This is a genomic window from Paenalcaligenes sp. Me52, assembly GCF_050487965.1.
Taxonomy (GTDB): Bacteria; Pseudomonadota; Gammaproteobacteria; order Burkholderiales; family Burkholderiaceae_B; genus Paenalcaligenes.
The window spans coordinates 2,282,627-2,298,753 of sequence record NZ_JBKQFO010000001.1; the positions used below are offsets into that span (position 1 = coordinate 2,282,627).

Annotated in this window: 15 protein-coding genes; 4 read left to right on the forward strand and 11 right to left on the reverse strand. The window is 48.9% G+C overall.

The window, feature by feature from the left end; all coding sequences use genetic code 11:
• Positions 1–12: 12 nt before the first annotated feature.
• The 7 genes from ACLO87_RS10815 to flhD all read right to left on the reverse strand — a co-directional run bounded on the left by ACLO87_RS10815 (position 13) and on the right by flhD (position 7,348).
• Complete coding sequence (locus tag ACLO87_RS10815) at positions 13–1,740, reverse strand: methyl-accepting chemotaxis protein (RefSeq protein WP_135862104.1); 1,728 nt, start codon at positions 1,738–1,740, stop codon at positions 13–15.
• A gap of 46 nt (positions 1,741–1,786) precedes the next feature.
• Complete coding sequence (locus tag ACLO87_RS10820) at positions 1,787–2,287, reverse strand: chemotaxis protein CheW (protein ID WP_135862107.1); 501 nt, start codon at positions 2,285–2,287, stop codon at positions 1,787–1,789.
• Positions 2,288–2,310: 23 nt separating this feature from the next.
• Entirely contained in the window at positions 2,311–4,377 is a 2,067-nt protein-coding gene (cheA, locus tag ACLO87_RS10825) for a chemotaxis protein CheA (RefSeq protein ID WP_430223663.1), read from the reverse strand.
• A gap of 62 nt (positions 4,378–4,439) precedes the next feature.
• On the reverse strand, positions 4,440–5,354 hold the full coding sequence (gene motB / locus ACLO87_RS10830) for a flagellar motor protein MotB (protein WP_135866872.1): 915 nt from the start codon (positions 5,352–5,354) through the stop codon (positions 4,440–4,442).
• 2 nt (positions 5,355–5,356) lie between these two features.
• Positions 5,357–6,232: a flagellar motor stator protein MotA gene (motA, locus tag ACLO87_RS10835; RefSeq protein ID WP_135866874.1), complete on the reverse strand. Its 876-nt coding sequence runs from the start codon at positions 6,230–6,232 to the stop codon at positions 5,357–5,359.
• 185 nt (positions 6,233–6,417) lie between these two features.
• Positions 6,418–7,008, reverse strand: coding sequence for a flagellar transcriptional regulator FlhC (flhC, locus tag ACLO87_RS10840; RefSeq protein ID WP_135867233.1), 591 nt, complete (start codon positions 7,006–7,008; stop codon positions 6,418–6,420).
• Positions 7,009–7,027: 19 nt separating this feature from the next.
• Entirely contained in the window at positions 7,028–7,348 is a 321-nt protein-coding gene (gene flhD / locus ACLO87_RS10845) for a flagellar transcriptional regulator FlhD (protein ID WP_166408342.1), read from the reverse strand.
• 562 nt (positions 7,349–7,910) lie between these two features.
• On the opposite strand from flhD, the gene glpK reads away from it, so the two are divergent.
• On the forward strand, positions 7,911–9,404 hold the full coding sequence (glpK, locus tag ACLO87_RS10850) for a glycerol kinase GlpK (protein ID WP_430223664.1): 1,494 nt from the start codon (positions 7,911–7,913) through the stop codon (positions 9,402–9,404).
• 14 nt (positions 9,405–9,418) lie between these two features.
• Positions 9,419–9,898 carry a TM2 domain-containing protein gene (locus ACLO87_RS10855; protein WP_135865622.1) on the forward strand — a complete coding sequence of 160 codons (480 nt, stop codon included), beginning with the start codon at positions 9,419–9,421 and terminating at the stop codon, positions 9,896–9,898.
• 135 nt (positions 9,899–10,033) lie between these two features.
• Here ACLO87_RS10855 and ACLO87_RS10860 read toward each other — a convergent pair whose 3' ends face one another.
• Both ACLO87_RS10860 and ACLO87_RS10865 read right to left on the reverse strand, forming a co-directional pair.
• Positions 10,034–11,728 (reverse strand): SulP family inorganic anion transporter, encoded by a 1,695-nt coding sequence (locus ACLO87_RS10860; protein ID WP_430223665.1) that lies wholly within the window; start codon positions 11,726–11,728, stop codon positions 10,034–10,036.
• Between the two features lie 135 nt (positions 11,729–11,863).
• Positions 11,864–14,137, reverse strand: coding sequence for a heavy metal translocating P-type ATPase (locus ACLO87_RS10865; RefSeq protein ID WP_430223666.1), 2,274 nt, complete (start codon positions 14,135–14,137; stop codon positions 11,864–11,866).
• A 94-nt stretch (positions 14,138–14,231) separates the two neighbouring features.
• On the opposite strand from ACLO87_RS10865, the gene cadR reads away from it, so the two are divergent.
• Positions 14,232–14,663 carry a Cd(II)/Pb(II)-responsive transcriptional regulator gene (cadR, locus tag ACLO87_RS10870; protein WP_135865616.1) on the forward strand — a complete coding sequence of 144 codons (432 nt, stop codon included), beginning with the start codon at positions 14,232–14,234 and terminating at the stop codon, positions 14,661–14,663.
• 30 nt (positions 14,664–14,693) lie between these two features.
• Here cadR and ACLO87_RS10875 read toward each other — a convergent pair whose 3' ends face one another.
• The gene (locus ACLO87_RS10875; protein ID WP_430223667.1) at positions 14,694–15,107 is read right to left on the reverse strand and encodes a DUF6691 family protein; all 414 of its coding nucleotides are present in this window, start codon (positions 15,105–15,107) and stop codon (positions 14,694–14,696) included.
• A gap of 2 nt (positions 15,108–15,109) precedes the next feature.
• Entirely contained in the window at positions 15,110–15,541 is a 432-nt protein-coding gene (locus ACLO87_RS10880) for a YeeE/YedE family protein (RefSeq protein WP_135865614.1), read from the reverse strand.
• A gap of 208 nt (positions 15,542–15,749) precedes the next feature.
• Here ACLO87_RS10880 and ACLO87_RS10885 point away from each other — a divergent pair, with 208 nt between their 5' ends.
• Positions 15,750–16,127 carry a SirB2 family protein gene (locus ACLO87_RS10885; RefSeq protein WP_135866813.1) on the forward strand — a complete coding sequence of 126 codons (378 nt, stop codon included), beginning with the start codon at positions 15,750–15,752 and terminating at the stop codon, positions 16,125–16,127.

The following is a 16,127-nucleotide window of genomic DNA, read 5'->3' on the forward strand; positions in this document are numbered from 1 at the left end:
AAGCCTCTAATACTAAGTCGCCAGCACCTGAGGACGCACTGAGGACACGGCTTCGTATTCGTCGTAGTCATATCCCAGCTCATCTGCCTGCATTTCAATTATTTCGCCCGAATTAATCTTAAATGCGGCCACTACTTCCATCAGTTGCGCTGCCTGACTTTGTAGTGAACCTGCTGCCGCTGCAGCTTGTTCTACCAATGCCGCATTTTGCTGTACCACAGCATCCATTTGGGATACTGCTTGATTCACTTGATCAATACCCTCTGACTGCTCATGCGACGCCGAAGAAATTTCGTCCATCAACACGGTAATACCGCGCACTGAACCCACCACTTCTTGCATGATGCCGCCAGCATCGTCTACCTGTCGTGCACCTACACTCACTTTTTGCAATGAGCCTTCGATCAGGACTTTGACCTCTCTGGCCGCCTGCGCACTGCGCTGCGCCAAAGAACGTACTTCGCCTGCCACCACTGCAAAACCTCTACCTTGCTCACCTGCGCGAGCAGCTTCCACTGCCGCGTTCAGTGCCAAGATATTGGTTTGGAACGCAATACCATCAATCACATTCACGATATTGGCAATTTCATTGGAACTTGCCGCGATGTCATTCATCGTATCTACCACTTTGGATACGGCGTCACCACCGCGCTCAGCGACAGCCGCCGCATCGTGTGTGACGCGATCAGCTTGCTGTGCGTTCTCCGCATTCTGACGTACCGTGCTAGACAACTCTTCCATGCTGGCTGCTGTTTCTTGCAAGGCTGCTGCTTGTTGCTCAGTACGGCTACTTAAATCCGTATTGCCTTGGAAGATTTCTTGCGAGCCCTGCTCAATAGCATGCACACCATCACGTACGGCCTGCACCATTTTCCGCAAGCTATCTTGCATGCGGCGCACAGCTTCGCTTAGTACACCAATTTCGTTATCTGACGTGACTTCAATGCGCTGCGTTAAATCACCACTAGCAATACGATCAAAGTGCTCTTTGGCCGTACGCAAAGGTGTTAGCACCATACTGCGCAAGAACACATACACGCCCAAACAAATCAGTACGCACAACGCCAGAGCTACACCCACCAACTGAATAACTAGGTCGTACTGCTTTTCTTCTTTCTCAAAACTTTCATCGATGTAAGCTTGCTGGAACTGCTGCAAACGTTCAGCGGCATAATACATGTCAGACTCTGCACCCGATGCCAGAATGGCCAGATGCACACGAAACTCTTCCATGCGCCCTTGTTTAACTAAATCCAACAAGGGCGGAATCGCTTCTAGCAACTTCTCGAAGCTAGCAAATACTGGCACATACGCGTTATTCGTATCTTCAAATTCGCTGGAATACTCTTTGAACTCATCAAACGCCATTTTGGTGCGCTGATAGTCCATATCCACGCGGTTTAATAACCGTATCGTGTTGTCATCCAGCTTACGTGCTGCCCCATCTGTGCCACTCACCCACTCACTCGTTGTGGTGTAGCTCTGATTGTTTTGATTGGAAAGATACGCTGCCGACGCCCTACCCAATGCCGTCTGCGTATCTTTATAAAAACCTATACTGCGATTCAGAAACTCATTGGCCTTTTGATTGGTCACAATCACGTCCAACGCCTGGTTATTAGCACGTAAAGAGAAAATGCCTAATGCCGCACCGGCCAACAACATCACCATAAAGAAAAACATCACCAGCAATAAACTGGTCCGTACTTTCAAATTAGCAAGCCCTAACCTTTTCAGCATATACATCTCCTCTTTTTTGCTTTTTATCCAGAAACTCGTGTGGGCGTTACACCAATGCGCTATCCATTAGCGCCATTTCATCGCTGGTCATCAGTTTCTCTATATCCACCAGAATCAGCATGCGCTCATCCAATGTGCCAATGCCAGTCAAGTATTCGGTAGAAAAAGCGGTACCAAACTGTGGCGCATCACTGATTTGCGAGTTTTGCAAAACCAGTACGTCTGATACGCCATCTACCACTACGCCTACGACTCTGGAGCCCAAGTTCAGAATCACTACCACGGTCTGGTGGTCGTAACTCACTTCATCCAGATTGAATTTGATGCGCAAATCCACGATAGGTACGATGACCCCGCGTAGATTTGTCACCCCTTTGATAAAGGAAGGCACGTTCGCAATACGTGTCACGCTTTGAGCGTCATACCCGCGGATTTCCTGCACTTTCAGAATATCAATACCGTACTCTTGCTGTGCAAGGATAAAAACCAGATACTCCTTACCCGCACCTTCGTTCTGATTATCGTGTTTGCTTTCTATAGTCGACATGTGTACTCCGTACTGAAATTTCTTTAGCTCAGCGAACCAACACGGTCACGCGTTAGTCGGTGCAAGGCAAAAACATCTACGATCAGGGCAACACTGCCATCCCCCAAAATGGTGGCCGCAGAAATACCCGGTATTTTTCTGTAATTAGCTTCTAGGTTTTTCACCACCACTTGGTGCTGACCAATAAGGTGATCCACCAACAAGGCAAAGCGCATGTCTTCAGCTTGTAGAATGACGGCAATGGCTTTGGTCATATCGGTTTCTGCACCTTCCACAGAGAAAATATCCCCCAAAGAAATCACAGGTAGATATTCCCCACGAACATGGATCACATGGTCGTCGTTGGACAATTGGCGCAACTGTTCAGTGGTAGGCTGCATGGACTCGGTCACATGGCTCAGCGGCAGGATGAAGGTCTCATTACCCACTTGCACCGACATACCATCCAGAATGGCCAAGGTCAGTGGCAACACGATACGTGTTGTGGTGCCATTGCCCTCACGCGAGAACATTTGTACGTGCCCGCCCATACTCTGGATATTTCGACGCACCACGTCCATACCCACACCGCGACCGGAAATGTCGGTCACTTTTTCTGCTGTAGAGAAACCGGGTGCAAACAGCAACTGCCACAACTCTTCATCAGGAATGTTTTCATTGCTGACTAAGCCTTGGGCCATCGCCTTTTTGAGGATTTTTTCGCGGTTCAGACCACCACCATCATCAATCACTTCAATGATGATATGACCACCCTGATGTTGAGCAGACAGCGTCAGCGTACCTTCACGGCTCTTGCCTGCTGCTTCACGTTTTTCTGGTGTTTCTATACCGTGGTCAATACTGTTACGCACCAAGTGAGTAAGCGGGTCAATGATGCGCTCAATCAAACTTTTATCTAGCTCAGTACTTTGCCCTTTGGTCACCAAACGTATTTGTTTATCCAGCCTAGCAGCGTTCTCGCGTACTACGCGTGGGAAGCGACTAAATACGTAATCCATTGGCATCATGCGTATAGACATCACGGACTCTTGCAAATCACGAGCATTACGCTCTAACTGCTCAATGCCGTTGATTAATCTATCGTGTACCACTGGATCCAAGGTGGATGCGGTTTGCACCAACATCGCTTGAGTAATAACCAGTTCACCCACCAAGTTAATAATTTGGTCTACTCGCTCAACCCCAACGCGGATGGTGCTGGATTCGCTACGGGCATTATTGCTAGCGTTACTTTTAGCTTTAGCTGCTGGTGCAGGTTTGGTTTCGGTTGCTTCTGCTGCTGGAGCTGGCTCCGCCGGTTTTTCTTCCACAACTGGAGCTACTACGGGCTCTTCTACCTGCGCCTCTACATTCATTGGAACAGCATTAGCGGCAGGCAAAGCCTCTCGCTGCACGCTCACTTGGTCTTCGTTCACCACGAAGCAACATACAGCGATCAGGTCATCAGCACTGGCGGTGGTTTGCAACCACACTGCTAAATCGGTGTCTGTGCTTTGCTCATGTAGCACGTCACCCATAATGGCCATTTCGTCTTTCAGTACAGCAATATCTTTGGCGCTACTACGCTGTACACGCACGCACAACGGCAGACTTTGGTCAGCCTGAGCTGCCGCAGCACTAGCTGGCTCAGCAACTACAGGAGCAGCTGGCGTTGCGGCAGGAGCCACCGCAGTTGGTGCCGCACCGTTCTTGTGCTCTTCAGCCAATTGACGCAACTGAGCACAAATGCGCTGATAGGCTTCTTCATCAGGCTCTTCTTCCTGACGGTAGGCTGCTACTTGATCCGTCAACACATCCTTAGTCTCAAGAAATAAATCAATCATTTCCTTACGCAAGGACATTTCACCGTTGCGCACCAAATCCAGCAAATTCTCTAGTAAATGGGTGGTCTCAGCTAAGTGACCAAAGCAGCCAAAGGTGCCGGCTCCCCCTTTGATAGAATGGGCGGCACGGAAAATGCCGTTCAGCTTGTCTATGTCTGGATTCTCAAGATTGAGCTCCAGCAGCAAGCTTTCCATGTCTGTCAGCAGTTCATCTGCTTCATCAAAAAACGTCTCAAAAAACTGGCTTAAATCAACGCCGGAGCTCATGCGTGATTCCTTCGTAGAAATAGGGTCCGAACAAGAGTAGTCATTGCACTGCTTGAACTACATCAGGGGTCGTAAAACGGACCTGCAATTTCTGGCACCATTGTTTCGCCAGCTTTAATCAGACTTTGCAGATCGTGTCCTACGTCTTCATACTGATTCTGAGTGTCTAGCCTTTGCTCGGCTCTCCGATTCAATACGACAATACTGATACGTCGATTTACGGCTGCAGCCGGATTATCTTTAACTAAACTAATGGTGTCGGCCAAACCCAGCATTTGTTTGATTTTGGATTCCCCCAAGCCACCAGCTACCAATTCACGTCTGGCCGCATTAGCCCTGTCTGCCGACAGTTCCCAGTTGGAGTATTCCCGCTCGCCACGTGCGTATTGGAAAGAGTCGGTGTGACCCGCTACTTGTATACGGTTAGGCAAGGCATTTAATGGGCCGCTTAGCGCACGCAAAATACTGCGCATATACGGTTCTACCGTGGCACTACCCAGCATGAACATAGGGCGATTTTGTTTATCAATGATCTGTATGCGCAGACCATCTGGTGTCATGTCTATCAGTAATTGATCTTTAAACTCATTCAAAATAGCGTCACTATCAATGACATCTAGCAACTCTTGGCGCAAGTCTTCTAAGCGCTCTATATCACGACGATGACTATCAGGATCGGCACCATTCAAAGGCATCACACTAGGAATCACACTGGGATTCCCGCCTGGAATGACAGAGCGCGACGCATCAGAACGCATCCCGCCAGACACCGCTTCGGCCAATGGCATACGGAAATACTCGGCAATGGTTTGCAGCTCTTCGCGTGGAATCAGCGACAGAATCCACATCACCAAGAAAAATGCCATCATCGCGGTCACGAAGTCGGCATAGGCAATCTTCCAACTACCGCCGTGGTGCTGTGACTCAACGACTTTCTTACGCCGTACAACAATACGGTCTGGTCTGGACGCACTCATGATCAGCCCTGTTTGTTCGCAGTACTACGGGATTGACGTACGTGCTCTTCCAACTCGGCAAAAGAAGGTCTGTCTGTGGCGTACAGCACTTTACGGCCGAACTCTACGGCCAGTTGCGGAGGGTAACCATTCAGGTTCGCTAACAACGTAACTTTGATGCACTCCAATACTTTGGCAGCAGCTTCGGTACGTCGCTCAATCACGCTAGCAAAAGGCGACACAAAACCATAGGCCATCAAAATACCCAGGAATGTCCCTACCATCGCTTTGGAAATCAAATCAGCCAACACAGCAGGCGGTTGATCTACCGATGCCAAGGCCTTAATCACACCTAACACCGCCGCCACAATACCAAACGCTGGTAGTGCATCAGCCACGACGTGCATGGCGCGTCCGGGGGTATTGCGCTCAGCAATAAAAGCCTCGATTTCTTGATCCATCAAGGTCTCAATTTCAAAGGAACTCATGTTGCCGCTGATCATCAGTCGCATATAGTCCGACACAAATACAATCAGCTCTTTTTCCTTCATGACTGATGGGTAAGCCGTAAAAATAGCGCTTTGTGTAGGGTCTTCAATATCCCCCTCAATAGACATCAGTCCATCACGTCGCGCCTTATTCAGCAATACATACAGCAGCCCCATCAACTCCATATACAACGCTTTGCTATACGGAGTACGCTTCATAGCGGTAGGAATAGCCCCCATCATGAGCTTGAACGACTTGCCGCTTCCCGCCGCAATATAAGAGCCTAAAGCAGCTCCACCGATCAGTAACAACTCAAAGGGCTGGTACAGGGCGCCCAGGTGCCCACCCAGCGCCACATAGCTGCCGAATACTGAGAAAAAGACAATAAGATAGCCAAGCAGTATGAACACGGTACGCCTTTAAATTAGTGTATCCCTCTTATGATCGCCTTAATCCCTACTAGGGAAAGCGCCTTTAAGACGGGTTTTTTATGGGCATTTCATCCATTCAGCACAGTAAACTTTTCAGAATCCTGCACTTAGCGACGCAAAAAGCGCCTTCTCATAAAAATGAGAAAGCGCTTGAGCACTATCGCTTAGAGTGATGCTGTAGGTTTAGTAGCACTTTTGCTCGCTGTCGTTTTGCGAGCTCGTTTAGCTTGGGTCTTCCCCGCCCGTGGAGGTGGTCTACAGATAGCGCACACAAAACCAGCAGCCGGATCGTGAGCATGTGCCACAAACTGCCCCGCGCATTGTTCGCAGGTAGACAACTGCACCATGCCACTTTCAAAAAACCGCAAGAGCATCCATGCACGCGTAAAACTGAGCACAGGCTCTTCGTCAGGGTCTATCCCATCACGACCAGCATTCGCCTGTTCCAGATAGATGCGGTACCCCTCAACCAACGCCTGCGCTTTACGAGCTGGAGTAACCACATCCATATAACGGTAGACACTGTAAAACATACTGGAATGTATGTTGGGCAGCCATGTCATAAACCAATCTACCGAAAACGGCAGCATACCTTTGGGAGGAGAACACCCTCTAACCTCACGGTATAACCTAGCCAACCTGTCGTAACTCAAGGAGGTTTCAGCTTGCAACACTTGCAACCTTGCCCCCAGTTTGATCATTTCTGTTGCCAAGCCTATGTCTTCAGCTTCTTTAGCAACACTGCGCGTAGCCATACACCACTACCTGAAAATATTAGGCACTTACCATTGTGCGCTGGGAAAGCAAAATCGTAGAGTGAGCTTGCTGCAGCACGCCACCCAATACATCTTGAGTCAAGGTGGACAGCAACTCGTAGTCATTCAGTCTGAATGCGCACAACAAGGTATTGGAGGCAGACAACTTGACCAATTGGGCAGGCGACAGACGCAACACAGTTTCAGCCACATCTGCGTCAAAACCTAATCTATACATGCCTGCCGCAAAATTTTCACGCAAGAGGCGCTGCGCCAGCATGAGATAAGACAGATTTACTTCCTGAATATCGCTTAACAACGTGTTTTCCGTGACGGACATGGCGCCTTCCCTTGCTAAAACAACAAATGACACATTTCTGACACAACAAAAACATTATCAGAAAAGTAACAAAAAACAATAAACCGAAACAAAAGCAATCAAACAATACATAAAATCGCAAATTTTCGGACTTTATACATAAAAGTCTAATAATTGAGCTTCACATTATGCGTTTTACGTATAACTCTTAACGAATATTAACAGAAGCCAATGAAAAGTCCTACTTGCAAGCCCGCTCTGAGCATGACAAAAATCAAACAATGTCAGTAAATTTACATTTCGATGTAATAAAAGCAACATAACATTACACTCACCAGTAGATACAACACTTGATTTTGCATTTTTTTGTTACATTCGTTTATGTGGTTCATGCATGTATGTACATTTCATATTCGATTTATGCGTAATGACTTCACCCGCCCCTATTTACTTGCCATTCCCAATCTCTTCTCAACTACGCTCTAGACTAGAAACAACCGCAAGATCACCTACGCATGGCACAAAACCTAGTACGGCCGTATGATAAAAGCCCTTTTATCAAGAAGCGGCACCTCTTAGGACCATGACTTACATACTTGCCCTAGACCAAGGTACTTCCAGCTCTAGAAGTATCTTGTTTGATAGAGAAGGTCGTTGCGTTGCTCAAGCGCAGCAAGAGTTTGCCCAACACTTCCCTCAGTCAGGTTGGGTGGAACATGACCCATTGGCCATTTGGGAATCACAGTTAGCGACTGCTACCCGTGTACTGAAAGAAAGTGGAATTTCAGCCTCACAGATTGCCGCTATAGGTATAGCTAACCAGCGCGAAACCACACTGGTATGGGATAAGCACACGGGTGAACCCATATACCCCGCCATTGTCTGGCAAGACCGGCGCACTCAACCCTTATGCCAGGAATTGCTGGACGCAGACAAAGAAGATGAGGTTCAGGCTCGCACAGGGTTACGTTTAGATCCCTACTTTTCGGCAACTAAACTGCGTTGGATTCTCGATAACGTGCCAAACGCTCGCCTTAGAGCAGAAAAAGGCGAACTGGCCTTTGGTACGGTAGATAGCTGGCTAGTTTGGAAACTCACAGGCGGTCAACAACACCTAAGTGATGTCAGTAATGCATCACGCACCATGCTATTCAATATACATACCCAAACCTGGGACACTACATTACTGCAACTCTTTGATATCCCTCCTGCCCTGCTGCCTACCGTACGCGCATCCAGCGATGACTTTGGCCACACTGATCCGGCCTTACTAGGTACAGCCATTCCTATTAGAGGCGTTGCAGGCGATCAGCAAGCAGCTCTATTTGGACAAGCTGGATTTGAAGCCGGTATGGTGAAAAACACCTACGGCACAGGCTGCTTCATGCTGATGCACACCGGCCACCACGCACTGAACTCTGAACATGGGCTACTGTGCACGCAAGCCGCTCAGCCTGCTTCCGGCTCAGCACAGTACGCACTAGAAGGTAGTGTATTTATTGGTGGCGCTGTGGTGCAGTGGTTACGCGATGGTCTAAAAGCCATTTCCGCTAGCCATGAGGTAGAAGCGCTTGCCGAAACAGTTTCTGATTCTGACGGCGTGATTCTCGTCCCCGCTTTCACCGGCTTAGGCGCCCCTTATTGGGACCCCGATGCTCGTGGCAGTATCACGGGGCTTACCCGCAACACCTCTATGGCGCACATTGCCTATGCAGCTTTAGAAAGTATTGCATTTCAAAGCACAGCGTTACTGCAAGCAATGCTTCATGACGCACAGAAAAATGCTATTGTGCTGAAAGAGTTACGGGTAGATGGTGGTGCCTGCAGCAACAATATGTTGATGCAACTACAGGCTGATTTACTGGGCATAGATGTGGTACGCCCCGCCATGATAGAGACCACAGCATTAGGTGCAGCCTATTTAGCTGGCTTGGGGTGTGGGCTGTTTAGTTCTCAAGCAGAGCTTAGTCAACACTGGCGCATTGATAGGCGCTTTTCCCCCCGTACCTCGGCAAGTGAACGCGCCCAACGATTTGAACACTGGGAGCAAGCGGTACGCCGTACGCGAACCCTCTAACTATATATTTGCTTATGCTTCAGAAAATCCTCGTCGCTATCGCCCTATTTCTCGTGATCCTACTTGCGCTAAGCTTTGGCGAAAGTATTCTCGCGTCATTTTTTAGTTGGATTAGTTGGCTAACAGGCTCATTAGTGCAGAACGTTAATGACCTCTATGTGCTCACTGCCAATTACGTCAGTGCCCAACCCTTTAAAGTGGTGCTTGCACTTATCCTGACCGTTCCCGCTTATTACTGGTTAAGCCGTCGCGACAAAGAAAAAGGCGAACACGAACCCTCTCAGCGTAAAACCGCTATTTTGCTGGCGTTCTTCTTAGGCTGGTTAGGCGTGCACCGTTTCTATCTAGGTAAGTACGGTAGTGGGATACTGTATATATTACTGTGTGCCATTTACCCGCCGCTGGCCGTGCTATTGGGCTGGATGGATGCCATACGGTATTTCAGCATGACAGACCAAGGTTTTACACTACGCTACTCACGACGCGTTTCCTAAGTGTTAACACGATCGAAGAACGCGCGGTAAAGACAAAGAATACCGCCTAGATATAAACGGCTTGTAGCTAAAGCGATATCATCAGCCACAAAAAAGGCAGGCATCACGCCTGCCTTTTTATATTGTCTAGCGGAATTAGTCAGTAGACTCCACCTCTGCACTCACTGTCTCTTTTTCCTGCAAGGTTTCATGTGCCGCTTGCAGTGCCTGCTCTACGGTTTCAAACAAGAGTTGTTGGCGTACCTTACGCAGCAACCCGGCTCTGGCTATTTGCCTACGTAAATGCGGGTTTAGCTCTGACATCACCACACGGCAATCTAAACGCTGTAGATCTAGAATAGTTTTTTCTAACACCTGCAATGCTGTACCGTCCATAAAAGGCACATAGCGCATACGCAAAAGCAGCACCTTTGGCACTGGCTTCAGGTTCTCTATACGGCGCTCAAATACATCTACACCCGCATAGAAGAACGGCCCCTCAACCGACAGCACCTTAATTTCTTCATCGCTATTGTATTGAGACAGCAGCTCTGGCCCCACCAAACCATGTAAACGTTTTTTCTCTATCTTTTCTACGGACACACTATCTGACATACGTTTGAGGAAGTGCAGCATCGCCAACACCACCCCTATATTCACGGCTACCACCAAGTTGGCAAATACCGTGATCAGCAGTGTCACCACCAAGATAAAAACATCCGCCCAAGGCGCTTCACGCACCAGCGCATACACCGTTTTAGGTTGGCTCATATTCCACGCCACCATAAACAAGATGGCCGCCAAACTGGCTAATGGAATGTATACCGCCAAAGGGGCCAACACTAGCAGCACTAAAACCAATACCAACACGTGCACAATGCCGGCGATAGGGCTGGTGCCACCGTTACGTATATTGGTAGCAGTACGAGCGATTGCACCAGTTGCTGCAATACCGCCAAACAACGGTGCTAAAACGTTAGCAAGACCTTGCCCCACCAGCTCTTGGTTCGAGTTGTGGCGTGTATGGCTCATGTTGTCAGCTACCACGGCAGACAACAAGGACTCAATCGCCCCTAGCATAGCAATCGCAAAAGCAGGCCCCACTAAATCCAATACTCTGTTGAGCGTAATTTCAGGTAATTGAAAGCCCGGTAAGCCTCTAGGAATTTCACCAAAAGCCGAACCAATGGTCGCCACTGACTCGAACTGAAAAACGGCTTGAATCAAGCTAGCCACAACTAACGCGACCAGCGGGCCTGGCACGCGCTCCATACGTTTGATACGCGGGGTAATAATCACCAAAAACAAAGACAGCAGCGCCAGCAAAGTAGTGGTGACACTTAACGACGGTAGGCTTTGCACTAAAAACCAAAGCTGTTCATGAAACATGGCATTGGAATCAGGCGTAGGCAACCCGAAGAAGTCTTTCCACTGCCCTACCCAAATGATGATCCCAATCCCTGCGGTAAATCCCACAATCACAGGCGCTGGAATGAATTTAATCACCGCCCCCATACGCGTGAAACCAAGGATGAGCAGCATGACGCCGGCCATCAAAGTGGCAATTTGCAAACCATCTATGCCATGCTGGGCGACCACACCCGACAGGATCACGATAAAGGCACCAGTAGGCCCTGCAATCTGTACCCGACTACCGCCAAAAAGCGATACAGCCAAACCGGCAATAATAGCCGTATAAATACCTTGTTCTGGCTTCACTCCTGATGCAATCGCAAATGCCATTGCCAAGGGTAGCGCCACGATCCCCACAATGATCCCCGCCACGATGTTGGGCAACCAGTGTTTACGTTCCAGCAAACCAGCCCGTTTGGCTTCTAAAATGGCAATCATGTATGAACCTCAGAACTAAGAATCAACGTGAGCATATGCATCGCACTATCATAATATGCAATGCAGCAAGACACAAAAAGCCGCTGTATCACAGAACGTTACTCTGCGATACAGCGGCTTTTTATGCGATGAAATTTACTTCTTTAAGATACGCAAGCTATTCATAATCACCAGCAAGCTTGCCCCTACGTCAGCCAATACCGCCATCCACATGGCCGCATTACCAAACAACGCTAATACTAAGAACACGGCTTTAATGGCTAGTGCTGCTGTAATATTTTGTACCAACACTACGTGTAGCTCTTGAGACAATTTCCAGCTAGCAGGTAGTTTTGCTAAATCGTCATTCAGGATGGCAATATCGGCGGTTTCAATAGCGATATCAGACCCCATCGCCCCCATCGCAAAACCCACATCAGCTTTAGCCAAGGCTGGCGCATCATTAATACCGTCACCTACCATCGCTGTTGGGGCTTGTTGTTGCAACTGCTGCAACCACTCCAACTTTTGCTCTGGCAGCATTTCAGCTTTGTACTGCGCAATACCCAATGTGTTGGCAACCGAACCTACCGCATAAGGATTGTCACCCGAAGCCAAGTACACATTTACACCCAATCGCTTCAGTTCTTGTAATGCTGCTGGCGCACCCGCTTTCACTGGATCACTGATGGCAAAAGCAGCCACAATCTGTTTGCCGTCATACAGGAACACAAAGCTTGCCCCTTCCGACTGCCAACGCTGCTCCCACTCTTGCAATGCCGTGGAGTTATCAACTGCACCTTGTGCCTCAGCCCACGCGCGGCTACCCAAACTGTAGGTTTTTTCTACTAGTACCGCTTGCACGCCTTTACCAGGAATGGCCTCAAACCCAACCATGGCCAAACGGTCATCAGACAATTTCGCTTCGGCCAAGGCTTGTGATGCTGGATGATCAGACAAACTTGCCAACGCATGAGCTACCGCTAAGGTAGTGCTAGGCTCTGCATCCTCACGGATGAAGTGGTCACGCAATACAGGTCTACCTTCAGTCAGCGTACCTGTTTTATCCACCATCAAATTACGCACTTGACGCAGTTTTTCCAGATACGCCCCACCTTTCACCAACAGCCCTTGTCTAGCGGCGTGTGTCAAAGCACTCACCACTGCTACAGGCGTAGAGATCACCAAGGCGCATGGGCAAGCAATCACCAGCAACACCAGAGCACGGTACAGCCAATCGGCCCACACACCACCCATGAACAGCGGAGGGATCACAGCAATCGCAATCGCAAACAACACCACTATAGGCGTGTAAATGCGCGAAAACTTATCTACAAAACGCTGTACAGGCGCTTTGTTTTGCTGCGCATCTTGTACCGCATAGGTAATGCGAGCCAACAAGCTTTGGTCATAAGCCGAGGAGACGCGGTATTGCAGCTCACCCATACCATTGATAGTGCCTGCAAACACGCTGTCACCTGCACTTTTACTAACCGGCAAACTTTCGCCCGTAATGGATGCTTGGTTCACCGCGGATTGACCGGTTTCAACAACGCCGTCCAACCCCAGCCTGCCACCTGGCACTACGCGAACCAGTGTATTTAATGCCACTTCTGAGGGATGTGCAGATACCCAGCCATCAGCATCATTCCATACCTCTACGGTTTCGGGTGCCAAGGCTAAGAGACTGTCTACCGCTTGTCGTGCTCGGTCTAACGATCGAGCTTCGATAATTTCCGCCAAGCTAAATAGCGACATCACCATCGCGGCTTCAGGCCACTCACCTAGCAATACGGCACCCGTTACCGCAATGCTCATCAAGGCATTGATATTCAAGTCCAAATAACGAATGGCGATCCAGCCTTTGCGGTATACGCTCAAACCAGACAACAAGATCGCCGCTACGGACATCGTCACTACTAACCAGAAGGGAGCCGAGGACCATGCGGCAACCTCTGCCGCCAAGGCTAAGCCAACCCCAGCGCTAATACGCCCCCAAGCAGCAAACCATGAGGGTTTGGTATCAGCAGATGAGCGCGACGATAGAGCTGCGCCCTTACTTTCCAACAGTTCAGGACTCATCCCTAAACCGGATACGATCTTAATCAGAGCCTCGCGAAAACCAGGTTGATGCACTACACTTAATTGCCGCTGCATCAAGTTGAACTCCAACCCAGCAACCTCTGCGCGTGGTGTTAATGCCTTGCGCAACAGAGCCTCTTCATTAGGGCAATCCATTTGCTCAATACGCAAAATAGTTTGTTGCTGGTTATCACCCGCACCGGCAAACTTCTCAACCGCAGAGGCTGTCAAATCTGAGGGCACGCAGCACGATGTAGGCTGCTGTTCAGCTCTATCGCTATGATTATGTTCATGATCGCTGTGATCATGGTTATGATCATGATTATGTTCATGCGGTAAACGTGTCATACACAAAACCTCTTTCTCACAATGTTTTGAACAGTACACACCTTGTAGTGGCTTTAAGGTCAAGCCCTCATTCTTTATCAGGATGACAAACATCATGAAAATTGGTGAATTAGCTCAATTAGCCCGTTGCGGTACAGAAACAATACGCTATTACGAACGTATAGGACTGCTGCCGCCACCGATACGGGGTGACAACAATTACCGCCGTTACACCGACAAACATGTAGAGCAACTGCGCTTTATACGTAATTGCCGCAGCCTGGACATGACACATGAAGAGATTCGTACACTGCTGGATTACAGCAAAGCTGGTCCTACGCCAGACTGCAGCCCCATCAATGACTTAATACAAGAACACTTGCAGCACGTGACCATACGCATTCAAGAGCTGCAATCTTTGGAAACGCAATTGCGTGATTTGTACCAACAGTGCCAGCACCCTGGGCAGGTTAGTGACTGCGGCATTTTGGAAAATCTCAGCAAACTGCCGCTAGAAGAAAGAAACTCGCAAAGCCATCTAGGTTAAGCCCTGCTGCTTTGCGAGCGATGCACCTACTTATTTAGCTAAGAAACGATCACTTAGCCACATCCCCACCAACATGGCAGGTACAAACCACCATGCAGTGCCGATAAGCGCGCTCCATGACACTAAGGCTGGCCCCGGACAATAGCCCGCTAGACCCCAACCTACGCCAAACAAAGCAGCCCCTATCAACAAGCGAGCATCAATTTTCGTTGAAGTAGGTAACTCAAACGCCACCGCAGCAACAGGTGGACTGACTGCATGTTTAGCAGTGTGAAAAGGCCACCAAGCGACAGCAATTGCCCCTACCATCACAAATGCCAGCGAGGGATCCCACTGACCAAAAAAGTCCAAGAAGTTTTGCACTTTGGTAGGCTGCCCCATGCCCGATAGCATTAACCCCACGCCAAAAAGTAGCCCTGCTACTAATGCACCTAGCGCTCCCATAATTACAGCCCTCCCCATACGTGACGCAAGAGATATACCGTTGCACCACCTGCCACAATAAACATCACTGTTGCCGCCAACGAGCGCTTCGATAAACGCGCTAGACCACACACCCCATGACCACTGGTACAGCCAGAGCCCAATCTAGTACCTACACCTACTAATAACCCTGCCACCACAATACCCAGTACGGATTGCTCTGACGGCTGTGGCAACGCACCACCTATCAAACCATACAACCAAGGTGCAGCAAAAACACCGGCAATAAACCACCACCGCCATGTCACACCTGAGTTTTTAAATAGCCCCGCTACGATGCCACTTACTCCCAATACTCTACCGTTCATCAACAGCAAAATACTGACCGCTGCACCTATTAATGCGCCGCCAGCCAAAGACGCCCAGGGCGTAAACGCCTCCCAATTGATATGCATTGCCTTTCCTTAAACACACCACACATGTGAAACGCTATGGAGATATTTCCACATAGTCTCAATCAATATACATAATTATATATTATGTTTTTATAATATTAAAATGAAGCGGCAATCAATGACGTGAAAGACTGTAGGGTTTGGTGGTCGCCGTGCAAAATCGTGACCTATACTGAGACCACTTTATCGCCTTTAAAACAGGACTTTTATGTATTTAGCCCTCAAACACACTCACGTCACGGCTGCCGTACTCAGCATCTGTTTTTTCATTATTCGTGCCTGGTGGTCGGTATCAGGCTCTGCGCTGCTACAAAAGAAATTTGTACGCATCGCCCCTCATGTGATTGATACCGTGCTGTTAGCCTGTGGTTTGGGGATGGCTGGCATGTTGGGAGCCGCCGCCGCAGCCCCGTGGCTATACACCAAAATCGTATTGTTAGTGGCGTATATTATTGTGGGCACCTACGCCATTAAGCGTGGTCGCACACCACAAACCCGCGCCATTGCAGCCGTCATTGCGGTGCTGATCTTTATGTATATAGTCGGTGTAGCCCTTTACCGCAGCCCAGCTTCGTGGTTTATCTAA